Here is a 14,586-nt window from a genome sequence, read left to right as displayed (position 1 = left end):
TGTTACTGAACCAACATAATAAGTGTTGGTCAGCCCCTATTAGACGTCCAGTCATACGGTCTGCTACCACTGTGTACCGACGCACCCGCATGACGGATTGCGAGCCCACCGGAACTGACTGGCAGGAGTCCGTATCAGGTCGGCATTCGCTCGGCGATAATCGACAGCGACTCCGGCCCGTGGACCTCGCCCTCGAGATCCGGCAACGTCACGACCTCGAGGTCAGGGAACGTCTCGTGGATCTCCGCGAGCCGGTCCTCGTGGCGGGCCTGCCGTGACTGACAGCGTGGACAGCCCTCGTCTGGGTCCTCGAGCACCCGGTTGACGACCAGTCGCTCGACTGGCACGCCGGCCTCGCGAAGCCGTTCGACGAGCCGTTCGGATTCCGCGATCGCCATCGCTTCCGGGATCAGGACGACCCGAAACTCGGTCCGCTCCGGATCGACGAGCAACTCGCGGGCGCGCTCGAGACGCGCTTGAAACGACTCGAGGCTCTCGTCTTCGTCCTGGGTACCGAGCATCGACAGCGGGCCGAGCATCGCCGTGCGGGCGGCCGAGCCGATCCGGCGGGCCTGCCCCCGCAGCGATTTGGCCGTCTCGAGGGCGTTGCCCATGATGCCGGGCATATCGAACAGTCGAAGCGTGTGGCCCGTCGGTGCGGTGTCGAAGACGATTACGTCCCACTCGCCGGCGTCGACGTACTCGACCAGCAAGTCGAGCGCCGCGATCTCGTCGCTGCCGGCCGGCATCCCGCCGGAAAAGAGCCGCTCGATCTCCGTGTCCGAGAGGCTGATGCCGGCGCTACGCAGATCCGCCGCCAGCGCACGCGCCAGTTTCTCGTAGCGCTCCCGTTGTGTTGCCGGGTCGATCTCGACGCCCCACAGCTCGCCTTCGTGGTTCGTCTCGGGCTCGAACGGCCCGGATGGCTCGAGTGCAGTCGGTTCCGAGCCAATGTCGGTCTCGAAGGAGTCGGACAGCGAGTGAGCCGGATCGGTCGAGACGACGAGGGTTCGCTGCCCCGCGGCGGCAAGCGCGAGTCCGGTGGCCGCGGCACAGGTCGTCTTGCCGACGCCGCCTTTCCCGCCGTAGTAGATACAGTCGGTCACGGCCGCGGATACCACAGGTGCCGATATAAACGAATCCCCAACTATCACGGTCGCTAATCGAACGGAGTCGGAATCGGTCACACGAATCGATAGCAGTCGAGCGTTGCCGGCCGGTGCGCTCAGATGTCGACGCGGTCGAACCGGTAGAGCGCGACGGCGAGCGGAACGGCGATCCAGAACAGCAGGATCAGCAGGGAGAACCAGTCCTGGAGGAAGAACGGAAGCCCGTCGGGGAAGGCCGCCTCGTTGTACGAGGTTCCGATCCGGTTACTGGAAAGGGCACTGAACAGCGTGATCGTGTTCTGGTAGGCGTTGCCCGGATCGATCATATCGATGAACAGCGCCCAGTCGGGGAGCCTGGTCGGCTCGATCTGTTGGCCGACGAAGTTCGTCGTCGTGTAGGAGACACCCTCGATGTAGCCACGTCGCATCAGGAGGCCGAGTGCCGTCCGGATCGAGTTCCAGACGATGTAAAAGAGGACGAAGACGCCGAACATCGCCGCGCCGGCCATCGTCGTCGATCGGGTCAGCGACGACAGCGAGACCGCGATGCTCATGTACGCGAGCCCGTAGACGATCGTCATCGCGAGGAAGGCGACGTACGCGGGGAAGGAAAACTCCGAGACCGCGAAGGCGACGGCGACCATCGCGATGAGAAAGCCGATGACCAGCGACAGCGAGAGGACGGCCGTTCGGCCGAGGAGTTTGCCCAACAAGACGTCCTTGCGGGAGTGGGGCAGGGAGAGCAAGACCTTGATGCTGCCCGTTTCGCGCTCGCCGGCGATGGCTTTCCAGCCGAGGAGCAGCGCGATCAGCGGGATGATCAGCTTACACACCTGACTGACGAGCGCGATGAAGCTGATCGTCGTGAACTCGTCCGGATTCGCCCACGTGAGAAAGCCGGCCAGGGCAGCCATCAGCGTGAAGAAGAAGGCGCTCAGCCCCCAGAACAGCCACGAACGAACCGCATCCTGAAAGTCCTTCTTTGCGACCGCGCGGATGCTCTCTGTGTTGATCGAACTCGCGGGCGACCCACTCGAGCCTGCCGTCTTGGTTTCGGTACTCATTGCGCATGCACCTCCGTCTCCGCGCCGGTCGTGTACGACTGGAAGACGTCCTCGAGCGAGGCTTCGGTCGTCTCGAAGTCACGGACCTCGACGCCGTGGTCCTCGAGTGCCGAGAGGACGGCCGTCTTCGAGCCGTCGACGGTGGCGACGATCATCGGTGGCTCGCGGTCGTCGACGGTGGCGTCGGCCACGTCGGGCAGCGAGCGGACTGCCTGCATGGTGTCGTCGTCGATCCGGTCGACGGTGACCCGCAGCGTCGTGCCGTCCCCGAGGGAGTCTCGCAGTCCCTCGACGGAGTCGACGGCGACCATCTGGCCGTCACGCAGAATGCCGACCCGGTCACAGACCGCCTCGACCTGTTCCATGCTGTGACTCGAGAAGAAGACGGTCGCACCGCGTTCGTTCTCTTCGCGGACGATCTCGCGCATTTCGCGGGCTCCGTTGGGGTCGAGGCCGGTGGAGGGCTCGTCCAAGATCAGCAGGTCCGGCTCGCCGACCAGCGCCATCGCGAGCATGAGCCGCTGGGCCATCCCTTTCGAGTAGCCGCCGGCCTTCCGGTCGAGCGCGTCGACCAGCCCGACGCGCTCGAGCAGCGCTTCGGGGTCGTCGGCGGCGTTTTTCGAGTCGATGACGAACTCGAGGTGCTGGCGGGCGGTGAGCCGGTCGTACAGCTCGACACCTTCGGGGAGCACGCCTGTTCGCTGGCGGATCTCCCGGCTCTGTCGCTGGGCGTCCATGCCGAGGACGCTGGCCGAACCCGACGTCGGACGGACGAAATCGAGGAGGACGTTGATCGTCGTCGACTTCCCGGCACCGTTCGGCCCGAGGAAGCCGAACACCTCGCCGTCCTCGACCTCGAAGGAGAGCGTTTCGAGTGCGACGGTCTGACCGAACCGCTTGGTCAGCTCGTCGACTGTGATAGCGGGCATGGCTGTGTGGTCGGAGCCGTGCCCGATAAGATTTGTGCCACTCGAACCGCGGCTGAATTCATCTGTTTCAGTTCGTCAACGGTCGGATTCGGGGTTCCGAGCGGACGCCGTAGGTCAGATCGGATCGTCGGGATCGTATCGCTCGGCGGTTCGGTCGACTTCCGTGGCGTAGCGTTCGCGGGTTTCCTCGTCGGGCACCGCCTCGAGTTCGTCCTCGGGAATCTCGACCGCTGCGGTGACCTGTGGGCCGGTCCGCAACGCCGTCGAGGACCGCTGGCGCTGCTGATAGCGCGAGCCGTCCGGCGTCGCGTAGACCAGCGTGACGAAATCGCGGTCGCCCAGTTCCCGTTCGACCAGCCAGCACTGCACCGTCGAGTCGCTCATAGCCCGCGGTTTGGGGTCGAGCACCGAGAATGTACCGCGTTCGCGCCGCCTCGAAGGGGCAGCCTACGGGTGCGAACGACGACCGTACACGCGCGAACGACACACATACACGGCTGAACGAGCCCCGAGGTACTTGGTGATCGGCAGTGGACGGGAGACGACGACCGATGGCTGGACGCCGGATCGACCGCATCGACGAGTGGCGCGATCGCGTCGACGAACTGTGTTACGACGGGGAGCGCGTCGAACACCGCATCGATCTCGAGCGCGCGACGATCGTCGTCACGACCCAGCGCGTGCTGGCGTTCGTTCCCCACACTGCGGGGCCGGACTTCCGTCACGTCGACCGGCCTAACGTCGGGACCGTAACCGTCGAAACGTCACAGCGACTGGCCGTCCTCTGTGCCGGGATCGTCGCCGCGTTCGCCGGCCTTGCCGCGGTCGAGATGGCGACCAGCGTCGGCTTCTCGTCGGTCGCTCCGGCCGCCGATCCCGAGGGGATCGCCCCCCTGCCCGGCTCCGGTCTCGTCGTCGGGTTCGTCGAAACCGTCCTCGCAGCGGTCGAGATGGCACTCGTGGCCCTCGAATGGAGCATCCTCCTCGTCGGCGTCGCTGCGTTCGTCGTCGCCGTCGGCTTCGTGGGCTACTACGTCCGCTCGCGCGCACGATTGCTCGTCGTGCGCGTCAGCGGTGGCGAGGACCTCGTGATCCCCGTTTCCGGGGCCGACCTCGAGTCCGAGCCGGTCGCGGATCTCGAGGCTGCGATTCGGCCGGGATCGGACTCGACGGCGGCGCGCGAGGGACGTGCCGGCGAGTACGGACGGATCGATCTCGAGGAGTCAGGCTGAAACCGCCCCGCTCCGTAGGGCCGCCGATGAACGCCGATGGGGTTCGCGAGCGCGCCGGATCGCTGCCGCGAGAGCCCGGCGTCTACCAGTTCCGGGAGGATGGGACGACGCTGTACGTCGGGAAAGCGGTCGACCTCCGTGACCGGGTCCGATCCTACGCTGACCCGCGCAGCGCGCGAATCGAGCGGATGGTCGATCGGGCCGACGACGTCGAGATCGCCGTCACCGACACCGAGACGCAGGCGCTGTTGCTCGAGGCGAACCTGATCAAGCGCCACCAGCCCCGCTATAACGTCCGGCTGAAAGACGACAAGTCGTATCCAATGGTTCAGGTGACCGCCCACGACGCGCCACGGATCGAGATCACTCGCGATCCCGACGAGTCGGCGACCGTCTTCGGTCCCTACACCAGCAAACGACAGGTCGAGACCGTCGTGAAGGCGCTGCGCGAGACCTACGGGATTCGGGGCTGTTCGGACCACAAGTACGCGGGCCGGGACCGACCGTGTCTGGATTACGAGATGGGGCTGTGTACCGCCCCGTGTACCCGCGAGATCGATCTCGCGAGCTACCGCGAGGACGTCACCGCCGTCGAACGCTTCCTCGAGGGTGAGACCGGAATCCTTGCCGACCCACTGCGCCGAGAGATGGAAGCCGCCGCTGAGGGCCAGAACTTCGAGCGCGCGGCGAACCTGCGCGATCGACTCCAGACTGTCGACGCGTTCCACGGCGAGGGCGGCGAGGCGGTCCAGTCGGTCGGCGACGAGCGAGCCGTCGACGTTCTCGGCGTCGCCATCAAGGGCGACGATGCCACCGTCGCCCGCCTGCGCGCCGAAAACGGCAAGCTGGTCGACCGGGATCGGCACACGCTCGAGGCCCCCGGTTCGTCGGTGGACGGCGACAGCGTTCCAGCCGTTCTGGCAGCCTTTATCGTTCAGTATTACGCCGAACGAGAGCTCCCCGACGCCCTTCTGTTGCCCGAACGCCACGGCGACGCGGAAGTCACGTCGTGGCTCGAGACCGAGGGCGTCGCAGTTCGCGTCCCGGGGGCCGGCCGGGAGGCCAAACTCGTCGACCTCGCGCTGAAAAACGCCCGGCGAAACGTCGGTCGGCGCGACGAGTGTGGCATGCTCGCGGACGCGCTCGACCTCGACGCAGCCTGCCGGATCGAGGGCTTCGACGTGAGCCACGCCCAGGGAACGGCGGCGGTCGGCAGTAACGTCACCTTCGTCGACGGCAGCGCCGAGAAAAGCGAGTACCGACGGAAGAAGCTCACCGACCAGAACGACGACTACGACAACATGCGCGCCTTGCTCGAGTGGCGCGCCCGCCGTGCCGTCGAGGGCCGTGACGACAGGCCGGACCCCGACCTCGTGTTGATCGACGGTGGGGAGGGACAGCTCGAGGCCGCCCGCGACGCGCTCGTTGCGGTGGGCTGGGACGTGCCGGCGGTCGCGCTGGCGAAAGCCGAAGAGCGCGTGATCACGTCAGACCGGGAATTTGCGTGGCCGCGCGATGCACCCCATCTACATCTCTTGCAGCGCGTGCGCGACGAGGCCCACCGATTTGCGGTGCAGTACCACCAGACGGTCCGCGACGAGGTGAAGACGGTGTTAGACGACGTCGAGGGGGTCGGTCCCGAGACCCGAAAGCGGCTACTGGGGCGCTTCGGGAGCGTCGAGAACGTTCGCGAGGCAAGCCGTGAGGACCTGCAGAGCGTCGAGGGGGTCGGCGAGAAGACCGCGGAGACGATCAAGTCGCGACTCTGAGGCGGCCGGAACCGTCTCACGACGGGATATCAGCGCGGCCGCTCGTAGACAGTGCATGAGTGTGTCGCGAACGATTGTGCGGGATCGGCGGATTGGATCGCTCAAAACTCGTAATGAGCGATCTCCCGCGAGTTACAGTTCGAGCACCGCTCGAGGTCGGGCGCGAGCTTTGCCCCGCAGTTTCGGCACTCGTACAGCCCTGTATCGTCAGCTTTCCTGCGTAGTGTTTTGAGGACTCCCATCTCTGCCTCCCCTTGTCTAGGCGTTTGGCATGTACAAGCATTAACATTACTGCCGGTAGCGGTGAGACTCACGCGCTCTCGACAGTCGATCATGGCTGGATGCTATCGGCACGACTACACTGGTCACAGAGCCGTCGTGCCATCAGAATCGTCAGTGACACCAACAAACGACGTCCCATACGGTTGTGACAACTGCCACGGCCCTGATGCGGTCTGCTGTCCCGATGTCCCGGCGCACCCACAGCACGGGTCGCGGGTGCGCCGGCACCAACTGACAGGAGTCCGTATGAGACAGTCACAAGGCCGATCGATGGCCGATCGATTGCGACAGCAGGGACAGGACTATCCCCGCCCACATCCATGTGACTATATGGCAGACGAAGACGATCTCGACGACCTGCTCGAGGAACTGGACAGGCAGGGTGACCTCGAGACCGCCGAACAGGCGCTCTCGTTACGGATCGAAAAACGACGCTACGACAAGCCGGTGACGATCATCGAGGGGTTCGACCTTCCGCAGTCGGACCTCAAATCGACCGCGTCGGCGCTCAAGAGCGCGCTGGGGACCGGTGGCACGGTCGACGATGGCCGAATCGAACTGCAAGGCGACCACCGCGACCGCGTTCCCGATCTCCTGCGTGATCGGGGATTTACGGTTCGCGAGTGAGACCCAATCGGTGGCAGTAGTGACGTGGCTGTCGAGTGCCAATTTGTGGGATACCCCCGTTTCTGGCAAGGAGTTATTTATACCCGACATTCAATGATGAGGTATGGACATTCGATCCGCGACACCCGACGACTTCGAGGCGATCAGAGCCGTCGCCCGCGAGACCTGGCACGCCACCTACGACGAACTCGAGGCCGACATGATTGACCGGACCGTCGACAACTGGTACACCGACGACTCGATGCCGCTCGAGGCACCCGGCACGGTCGTCCTCGTCGCGGTAGACGATGACGAACTCGTCGGCTTTACCCATGCCGTTGCACAGGGCGACAAAGCTGACATTCTTCGGCTGTACGTCCACCCGGATCATCAAGGCGAGAGGATCGGGTCGGCTCTCCACGAGCGGCTGATGGCGGAAATCGAATCCTACGACGTCGATCGCGTCAGATCGTTCGACTTCGCGTTTAACGATGCCAGCCGCGCGTTCTACGAGAGACTTGGCTTCGAACAGACCGACGAGGGTGAGGTCGAGATCGACGGCGAGTACTACCCTGAAGCCGTCTACACGCACGACATCGCGTAGCGCGTCGTCATCGCGACCACTCCAGTCGCGATCGGTTCCGGACTGGGGCCTGGCCGATGCTACTGGCACCTAACTGAGATGGTGTAACTCCTTTGCTACTCGCTGTCGTACCACTCAGTATGGAGATACGACCAGCGAGCCACGACGACCGCGACCGAATCAGAGCCGTCGCCCGCGAGACCTGGCACGACACCTACGACGAACTCACAGCCGAGACGATCGACGAGACGATCGAGGAGTGGTACAGCGACGAGGCACTCGAGACGGCACTGACGAAACCCGGCACGGCGTTCCTCGTTGCAGAAGCGGACGGTGAGATCGTCGGCTTTACCCACGGCGTCGTCTCCGAGGACGAGGGCGATGTCCTGCGTATGTCCGTCCATCCGGATCACCAGAACGAGGGCATCGGCACCGCGCTGTACGAGCGGCTGCGCGAAGACTTACAGGACTTCAACATGGAGCGGATGCGCGCGATCGACCTCGCCTCGAACGAGGGCGGCCGAGAGTTCTACGAGACCCACGGCTTCGAGCCGACCGACGAGGACGACGTCGAAATCGGCGGCGAAAAGCGTCGAGAGGTGGTCTATACGCTCGAGCTGTAACGGTGCCTGGCAAATCGAATACCGTCAGGAGCGGACGGTGATTCCGACGTTGCGACTGTCGTTCAAACAGGGCGGCTCGACCAGCGGCCATAGTAGCCACTGACCGTCACTGCATACCCGATCGCCCGATGGAAGGGCGGTTCGGAGCGACGACGTGAGCACGAACCACGAACCCTGCGATCGGTGTGTCACTCGGTTCAGCTGGCACTACTGGCTACCCGCAGTGTCCACTTGTTCTCTGCTGTGATGGTGAGTCCCCGCGAGGAGAGCAGGGTCGGATCGAAGATGGATATCGCTCGCTGGTGGTCTCGCTCTGCGGACGGACTGAAACGGGAACGGTCGCTGGTCCGATTCGACGAACTGGGATCACAATATACAAACCCAGGTAAAATTCACACGGTAGCGGTGCTAACACCGTATCAAGTCACGACCTTGCAAATGCACCGCACGGACGCAAGTGGGACGACGGTGTGAAATCCTGTAGCACGATGGGGACGAAAACGCCGAGCGAGGCCGACATCCTGCGACCGATCGGATCGACATCGACAACGTACTTCGTCATGGTCGCCATCGCGGGGCTGGCGTTCGTCGCCTTTCTCGTGGGGTGGGCCTACCAGCTTCAGGAGGGGTTAGTCGTCACTGCCCTCGGTGACTGGGGCAGCGGCGGTGGCGCCACGTGGGGGATCTACATCGGCGCGTTCATCTGGTGGGTCGGGATCGCCCACGGCGGGATCATCCTCTCGGCCGCCGTTCGGCTGCTGGGGATGGACCGGTACATGCCGGTCGCGCGCCTCGCCGAATTGCTGACGATCAGCGGGCTCTCCGCGGCGGGCTTCTATATTATCGTCCACCTCGGTCGGCCCGATCGAATGGTCACCAGCGTCATCGGCCACTACCACATCACGGTCCACGGCTCGCCGCTGGTGTGGGACGTGACCGTCATCACGGCCTACTTCGTGTTGACGGCGACCTATCTCGGGCTCACGCTTCGATACGACGTGGCCCGGCTGCGCGATCAGCTGCCCGATCGGCTCGATCCGATCTATCGGGTCATGACGATCGGCTACACGAAAAAAGAAGACGCGATCATCGAGCGCATGGTCTGGTGGATCGCGCTCGCGATCATTATCATGGCGCCGCTGTTGCTCCACGGTGGCGTCATCCCGTGGCTGTTCGCCGTGTTGCCGAACTATCCGACCTGGTTCGGCGGTGTGCAGGGCCCACAGTTCCTCACGATCGCGCTTACGTCGGCGATCAGCGGCGTGATCCTCCTCTCGTTCGCGTTCCGGCGCGCGTACGATTGGGATCACATCATCACTGACGACATCTTCCGCGGACTGTTGCTCTGGCTCGGGTTCTTTTGTCTGCTGTTCTTGTGGCTGCAACTCCAGCAGAACATCACTGGCCTCTTCAAAGCCCCCATCGACCTGACCATCGCAGCCCTCGCCAGAGCTACCAATCCCATCTACCTCACGTCGATGTCGCTGGTCTTCCTGACGCTGTCGTACATTTTCGCCCAGTCGATCCGGCCGGCGCTGTTCACCAAGCGGCGGGCCGTCGTCGCCGGCCTCGCCGTCCTCACCGCAACGATCCTCGAGAAAGTCCTGTTCGTCGTCGAGGGGTTCTTACACCCCACCTTCGACATCTACGAGGCCGTTCCAGGCGTCTACGTCCCAGGGTTGATCGAGGTCTTGTCGATCCTCGGGACGATCGGCATGGTCTGTCTGTTCTTCCTCACCGTCGCCAAGATCTTCCCCGTGGTCGAACTCCACGCGATCGAACACCTGCGTGACGGCCACGAGTCCGTGAACGATCATCACGAGTAGGGCCGGACGGTCGTCTTTTCCGTGATTCGACGGTATCGGTAGTTGACTGTAGGGGAAATCACGCCCTCGAGTCACATCGGCAGACGCCACCAGCAGCTATTTATCGTATGGTACTAAAGCTTCTTTTAGACATGTCTAAACCTTGGGTCACCATCGATCGAATGACGAGTGAGGTGCCATGAACGAACTGCTAGACGTCCTCCTCGCGTCGCTTCGGGACGGCTACGTGCAGGTGAGCGCGTTCGTCGCGGTGACGGTGCTCGCGTTCGGACTGGTCCAGTATCGCACTGACGGTGCGCTCATCGCCGCCATCGAGGACAACGAGCGCTTGCAGGTGCTGTTCGGCGGCCTGCTCGGACTGACGCCGGGCTGTGGCGGTGCGATCGTCGTCATGCCGCTGTACGTCCGCGGGACGGTCAGCTTCGGGACCGTCGTCGCGACGCTGGGCGCGACCGCCGGCGACTCGGCTTTCGTCATCCTCGCGCTCGCGCCCGAGGCCGCGCTGTACGCCTACGCCGTCGCCTTCGCGGCCTCCGTTATGACGGGGTATCTCGTCGACTCCGTCGGCCTCGGCGTCTCGCGGGTCGACGCCGCCGTCGCGCGACTCTCGCCTGCTGCACGACCCGACGGCGGTACCGCCGTCAACGGCGGTGTCACACCGAATCCGGCCCACGACTACTGCGGACCCGCTCCAACTCACGCCCACGAGACAGGGCCGGATCGTCGCTCTCGCATTCTCACCCCACTCTCGCATCTCGCACACGTCGCGTGGTGGGGAGCCGCCATCGCGGGGCTGGTCCTCGGGACGATCTACCTGCTTCGGGGTGGCCCCGAGGTCGCACTCGAGGTCGGCGTCGGCTTCGACGGCCTGTTCACGGTCGTCGGCATCGCCGGTGCCGTGTTGTCGCTGTACCTCTACCTGATCGGCCGCCACTACGTCGGTGAAGGGGAGATCGCGCGGGCTCGAGACTCCTTTACCTCGGTCTACGACACGCTCACTCATGCGGCGATGGAAACCAGCTTCGTCACCGTCTGGGTGCTCGTGGCCTTCCTGGTCTACGAGTACGCCGTACTGCTGACGGGCGTGAACGTCGCCACTCTCGCCGCAGCGGCGGGCGTGCTGGCCCCGATCGGCGGCGCGGCCGTGGGTTTGATCCCCGGCTGTGGCCCGCAGATCCTGCTCGCGAGCGTTTACGCCGAGGGCGGATTACCCTTTTCGGCGTTGACTGCAAACGCGATCGCTCAGGACGGCGACGCGCTGTTTCCGTTGCTTGCTGTCGATGCCAGAGCCGCCGTCGTCGCCACGATCTACAACTTCCTGCCCGCCGTCGTCGTCGGCGTCGCACTCGATCTGCTGTGGGGACCCGTCTTCGGCATGGCGGAGTTCGGGTTCGGCGTGCTATGATCCCGATCCCGGGGCTTGAACGCGACTCCACCTCGCGAACGTGTAATCGTTTCTCATCGCAATTGAATTAAGTACTGGCAGCTGATAGGAAGCGCATGCGACGCCGCGAAGCGCTCGAAGCGATGGCAGCCGGGGCGATTACGACGACCGCCGGTTGCGTCACGTCATTCCGCCATACACCGCCATCGAGCGCGTGGGAGTACGACATCTCCGACGTTCTGGCAATCGAGAGTACCGAAGCGCGAACGATCATTGCCGCCGAGCGGGAATTCCTCGGGCTCACACGCGACGACGGCGACGTTTCCTGGCGACACTCCGGCACGTCCATCGCTGGCCTCGAGCGTGACGAGAACAGCTACTATGCGTATGGTTCGGGAGGCATCCTCGCAGTCGATCCCCGGAACGGCGAGAAGCGGTGGCACGTCGGAGGGAGTTACCAGCGGCTCTACCCGGCCGAATCGACGATCGTCTGTTACGCCTCTAACGGGCGCGAAACGGTTGGTCTCGATCCGGAAACCGGTGAGACGGTATGGACGTGGGAAGGGAACATGATCTACACGTACACCCCGACGTTCGGCCTCGTTCCAGGGGACGAATACCGGGGCTTCAACCTCGAGGAGGGTTCCGTTACGTGGACGTTTAAAGAGGGGGACGACCGGACCCCGGTCACGGTCGCGGACGGATTGATCGTGCTCTGGGTTCGGGCGGAGTCAACGGCGGCGCTGGTCGCACTGGACCGGGACACCGGGACCGAGCAGTGGCGGTTCGAGGTCACGGACGACCGGTACGGCGACGGCGGGGTGATCGATGGGACACTGTACGCATCGATATACGGCGGAACCGACCCGACTCGCCTCCACGCGATCGACGTTGAGTCGGGACGAAACCACTGGTCAACGACGATCGAGACCGGGTTCGATGTCTCGAGGGTGACGCCGGACACCGGCGTCGGCGGGACCGTGATCGCAACCGCGTCACCGAACGAGACGACAGCCGTGCTCGGGTAGGTCGGCCGCTTCGGCCATGACGGTTGACCGGTCAGAACTCCTCGGTCGGCGGCACGATCGACCTGCTGTGGGGTCCCGTCTTCGACATGGCGGAGTTCGGGTTCGGCGTGCTATGAGATCGTTTTTCGGTCGACTCCACCGGTTGCCAGCAAACATTATCTTGATTATACATAAAAAGTAAAAATACACGTATCAGCGTCACCAGCGACGGCTGACGGTGATACCGGGACCGTCAGTGGATCTCCAACTGTTCTTTCTTCTTGATGACGATCTAGACTGTATTAGCAATGAGTCAGTTCGTCGCCAGTATCCGCTCCCTGCAGAGTCACAGTCGTTCGTCGTGTTCTGTGCCCCGCTGGAAACCGACGACGATCGAACCACAGTGGAATCGATCGTTGCGTCGTGGAAGCCAGCCCACGTCGACGCAGACGTCGTCGAACTCGACTCTGGACTCCGGCTTGGCGGTGATACGTTTCTGGGAATCAATAGCAGTGTAACGATGCGGGAATTCTCACTCGGTGCGACGACACTCGGCGGGGACACAGTCCTTGTCGACCGTTCGGATCCGTGATGCTACTTCTTCAATCCGTGGTATGGCGCCGGCGGTGCGATCCTGCTCCGTTTTGCCTGTTGACAAGGGACATCTACACTATCCTCCAGCCCGTTCATCCGCACCATGGTCGTTGGAGACGTTACTACTGGCACAGATGTACTGGTTATCGGCGCAGGCCCTGCCGGCTACGTGGCCGCGATTCGCGCCGGACAGCTCGATCTCGATGTGACGCTCGTCGAGAAAGACGCCTACGGTGGTACCTGTCTGAACTACGGGTGCATTCCCTCGAAAGCGTTGATCACCGCCACTGATATCGCTCACGAGGCCGCCACCGCCGAGGAAATGGGGATCCACGCCGATCCCGCGATCGACCTCGCCGGAATGATCGAGTGGAAAGACGGCGTCGTCGACCAACTCACGAGCGGCGTCGAGAAACTCTGTAAAGCTAATCAGGTAACACTGCTTGAGGGAACCGCCCGCTTCGTCGACGATCGAACCGTTCGCGTCTCCCACAGCGGCGAGGGTCAAGGCTCGGAAACGCTCGAGTTCGAACACGCGATCATCGCGACCGGCTCGCGACCGATCCAGATTCCGAACTTCGAGTACGCGGACGAGCCGGTCTTGAACTCGAGACAGGCCCTCGAACTCGAGTCGGTCCCCGACTCGCTGGTCGTCGTCGGGGCCGGCTATATTGGGATGGAACTGGCCGGCGTCTTCGCCAAGCTGGGGACCGACGTGACTGTCATCGAAATGCTCGATTCGATTCTTCCCGGGTACGACGACGATCTCAAACGCCCAGTCAAACAGCGGGCGAACGATCTGGGGATCGATTTCGAATTCGGGTACACCGCTTCGGAGTGGCACGACCGCGATGGAGACGGAATCCGCGTTATCGCCGAGCCGGCCGACCAGGCCACCACGGACGGTGGTTCGGAACAGGCCGCGGGCGAACGCCTCACGCTCGATACCGACCACGTGCTGGTGGCCGTCGGGCGTCAGCCAGTCTCGGACACGCTCGCCCTCGAAGACGCCGGCGTCGAGACGGACAATCGCGGCTTCATTGAAACCGACTCGCGCGCACGCACGACCGTCGATCAGATCTTCGCCGTCGGCGACGTCGCCGGCGAGCCGATGCTCGCACACAAAGGGAGTGCGGAGGGGAAAGTCGCTGCCGAAGTGATCGCCGGCGAGCCTGCGGCCCTCGATCACCAGGCGATCCCAGCTGTCGTCTTTACTGATCCCGAAATTGCGACCGTTGGCATGACCGAAACCCAAGCCGAGGACGCTGGCTTCGAGACTGTCACCGGCCAGTTCCCTTTCCGGGCCAGCGGCCGCGCGCTGACGACCGGCGACTCCGAGGGATTCGTTAAAATCGTTGCCGACGAGGCAGACGGCTACGTCCTAGGTGCCTCGATCGTGGGCCCCGAAGCATCGGAACTGATCGCCGAACTCGGGCTTGCAGTCGAACTCGGTGCGACCCTTGAGGACGTCGCCGCGACGGTCCACGCCCATCCGACGCTCGCGGAGTCGGTGATGGAAGCAGCCGAAAACGCGCTCGGACACGCGATCCACACGCTGAACCGGTAACCAATTGACTC

Annotated in this window: 14 protein-coding genes; 10 read left to right on the top strand and 4 right to left on the bottom strand. The window is 63.8% G+C overall.

Going from position 1 to position 14,586, the window contains the following annotated elements; translation table 11 throughout:
* Positions 1–134 precede the first annotated feature (134 nt).
* The 4 genes from E2L06_RS19000 to E2L06_RS18985 all read right to left on the bottom strand — a co-directional run bounded on the left by E2L06_RS19000 (position 135) and on the right by E2L06_RS18985 (position 3,486).
* On the bottom strand, positions 135–1,106 hold the full coding sequence (locus E2L06_RS19000) for a TRC40/GET3/ArsA family transport-energizing ATPase (RefSeq protein WP_138783127.1): 972 nt from the start codon (positions 1,104–1,106) through the stop codon (positions 135–137).
* Between the two features lie 119 nt (positions 1,107–1,225).
* Positions 1,226–2,173 carry an ABC transporter permease gene (locus E2L06_RS18995; protein WP_138783126.1) on the bottom strand — a complete coding sequence of 316 codons (948 nt, stop codon included), beginning with the start codon at positions 2,171–2,173 and terminating at the stop codon, positions 1,226–1,228.
* A complete protein-coding gene (locus E2L06_RS18990) occupies positions 2,170–3,102 on the bottom strand; it encodes an ABC transporter ATP-binding protein (RefSeq protein WP_138783125.1) in 933 nt (310 codons plus the stop codon). Before E2L06_RS18990 ends, E2L06_RS18995 begins: the two co-directional genes overlap by 4 nt.
* A gap of 114 nt (positions 3,103–3,216) precedes the next feature.
* Positions 3,217–3,486, bottom strand: coding sequence for a hypothetical protein (locus tag E2L06_RS18985; protein WP_138783124.1), 270 nt, complete (start codon positions 3,484–3,486; stop codon positions 3,217–3,219).
* A gap of 167 nt (positions 3,487–3,653) precedes the next feature.
* Between E2L06_RS18985 and E2L06_RS18980 the strand changes: the two genes are divergently transcribed.
* The 10 genes from E2L06_RS18980 (at position 3,654) to lpdA (ending at position 14,575) form a co-directional block, all read left to right on the top strand.
* Positions 3,654–4,334 (top strand): hypothetical protein, encoded by a 681-nt coding sequence (locus E2L06_RS18980; RefSeq protein ID WP_138783123.1) that lies wholly within the window; start codon positions 3,654–3,656, stop codon positions 4,332–4,334.
* A 26-nt stretch (positions 4,335–4,360) separates the two neighbouring features.
* Positions 4,361–6,103 (top strand): excinuclease ABC subunit C, encoded by a 1,743-nt coding sequence (locus E2L06_RS18975; protein WP_138783122.1) that lies wholly within the window; start codon positions 4,361–4,363, stop codon positions 6,101–6,103.
* 612 nt (positions 6,104–6,715) lie between these two features.
* Positions 6,716–7,012, top strand: a complete 297-nt coding sequence (locus E2L06_RS18970) for a translation initiation factor (RefSeq protein WP_138783121.1) — start codon at positions 6,716–6,718, stop codon at positions 7,010–7,012.
* Positions 7,013–7,115: 103 nt separating this feature from the next.
* A complete protein-coding gene (locus E2L06_RS18965) occupies positions 7,116–7,595 on the top strand; it encodes a GNAT family N-acetyltransferase (RefSeq protein WP_138783120.1) in 480 nt (159 codons plus the stop codon).
* A 119-nt stretch (positions 7,596–7,714) separates the two neighbouring features.
* The gene (locus E2L06_RS18960) at positions 7,715–8,197 is read left to right on the top strand and encodes a GNAT family N-acetyltransferase (RefSeq protein WP_138783119.1); all 483 of its coding nucleotides are present in this window, start codon (positions 7,715–7,717) and stop codon (positions 8,195–8,197) included.
* Positions 8,198–8,685: 488 nt separating this feature from the next.
* Positions 8,686–10,023 (top strand): NrfD/PsrC family molybdoenzyme membrane anchor subunit, encoded by a 1,338-nt coding sequence (gene nrfD, locus E2L06_RS18955; RefSeq protein WP_138783234.1) that lies wholly within the window; start codon positions 8,686–8,688, stop codon positions 10,021–10,023.
* Positions 10,024–10,201: 178 nt separating this feature from the next.
* Positions 10,202–11,428: a putative manganese transporter gene (locus tag E2L06_RS18950; RefSeq protein ID WP_138783118.1), complete on the top strand. Its 1,227-nt coding sequence runs from the start codon at positions 10,202–10,204 to the stop codon at positions 11,426–11,428.
* A 95-nt stretch (positions 11,429–11,523) separates the two neighbouring features.
* The gene (locus E2L06_RS18945; RefSeq protein WP_138783117.1) at positions 11,524–12,435 is read left to right on the top strand and encodes a PQQ-binding-like beta-propeller repeat protein; all 912 of its coding nucleotides are present in this window, start codon (positions 11,524–11,526) and stop codon (positions 12,433–12,435) included.
* A 235-nt stretch (positions 12,436–12,670) separates the two neighbouring features.
* Positions 12,671–13,006, top strand: coding sequence for a hypothetical protein (locus E2L06_RS18940; RefSeq protein ID WP_138783116.1), 336 nt, complete (start codon positions 12,671–12,673; stop codon positions 13,004–13,006).
* A gap of 105 nt (positions 13,007–13,111) precedes the next feature.
* On the top strand, positions 13,112–14,575 hold the full coding sequence (gene lpdA, locus E2L06_RS18935; protein ID WP_138783115.1) for a dihydrolipoyl dehydrogenase: 1,464 nt from the start codon (positions 13,112–13,114) through the stop codon (positions 14,573–14,575).
* The last annotated feature ends 11 nt before the right edge of the window (positions 14,576–14,586 follow it).

Source organism: Haloterrigena sp. H1 (assembly GCF_005938085.1).
Lineage (GTDB): Archaea > Halobacteriota > Halobacteria > Halobacteriales > Natrialbaceae > Natrinema.
The sequence above is the reverse complement of the archived record's forward strand: the minus strand, read 5'-3'. Positions and strand labels throughout refer to the sequence as shown.

Coding starts and splice junctions, on each gene's coding strand:
- E2L06_RS18995 (WP_138783126.1), bottom strand. CDS start 2,173: ATGAGTACCGAAACCAAGACGGCAGGCTCGAGTGGGTCGCCCGCGAGT.
- E2L06_RS18990 (WP_138783125.1), bottom strand. CDS start 3,102: ATGCCCGCTATCACAGTCGACGAGCTGACCAAGCGGTTCGGTCAGACC.
- E2L06_RS18985 (WP_138783124.1), bottom strand. CDS start 3,486: ATGAGCGACTCGACGGTGCAGTGCTGGCTGGTCGAACGGGAACTGGGC.
- E2L06_RS18980 (WP_138783123.1), top strand. CDS start 3,654: ATGGCTGGACGCCGGATCGACCGCATCGACGAGTGGCGCGATCGCGTC.
- E2L06_RS18975 (WP_138783122.1), top strand. CDS start 4,361: ATGAACGCCGATGGGGTTCGCGAGCGCGCCGGATCGCTGCCGCGAGAG.
- E2L06_RS18970 (WP_138783121.1), top strand. CDS start 6,716: ATGGCAGACGAAGACGATCTCGACGACCTGCTCGAGGAACTGGACAGG.
- E2L06_RS18965 (WP_138783120.1), top strand. CDS start 7,116: ATGGACATTCGATCCGCGACACCCGACGACTTCGAGGCGATCAGAGCC.
- E2L06_RS18960 (WP_138783119.1), top strand. CDS start 7,715: ATGGAGATACGACCAGCGAGCCACGACGACCGCGACCGAATCAGAGCC.
- nrfD (WP_138783234.1), top strand. CDS start 8,686: ATGGGGACGAAAACGCCGAGCGAGGCCGACATCCTGCGACCGATCGGA.
- E2L06_RS18950 (WP_138783118.1), top strand. CDS start 10,202: ATGAACGAACTGCTAGACGTCCTCCTCGCGTCGCTTCGGGACGGCTAC.
- E2L06_RS18945 (WP_138783117.1), top strand. CDS start 11,524: ATGCGACGCCGCGAAGCGCTCGAAGCGATGGCAGCCGGGGCGATTACG.
- lpdA (WP_138783115.1), top strand. CDS start 13,112: ATGGTCGTTGGAGACGTTACTACTGGCACAGATGTACTGGTTATCGGC.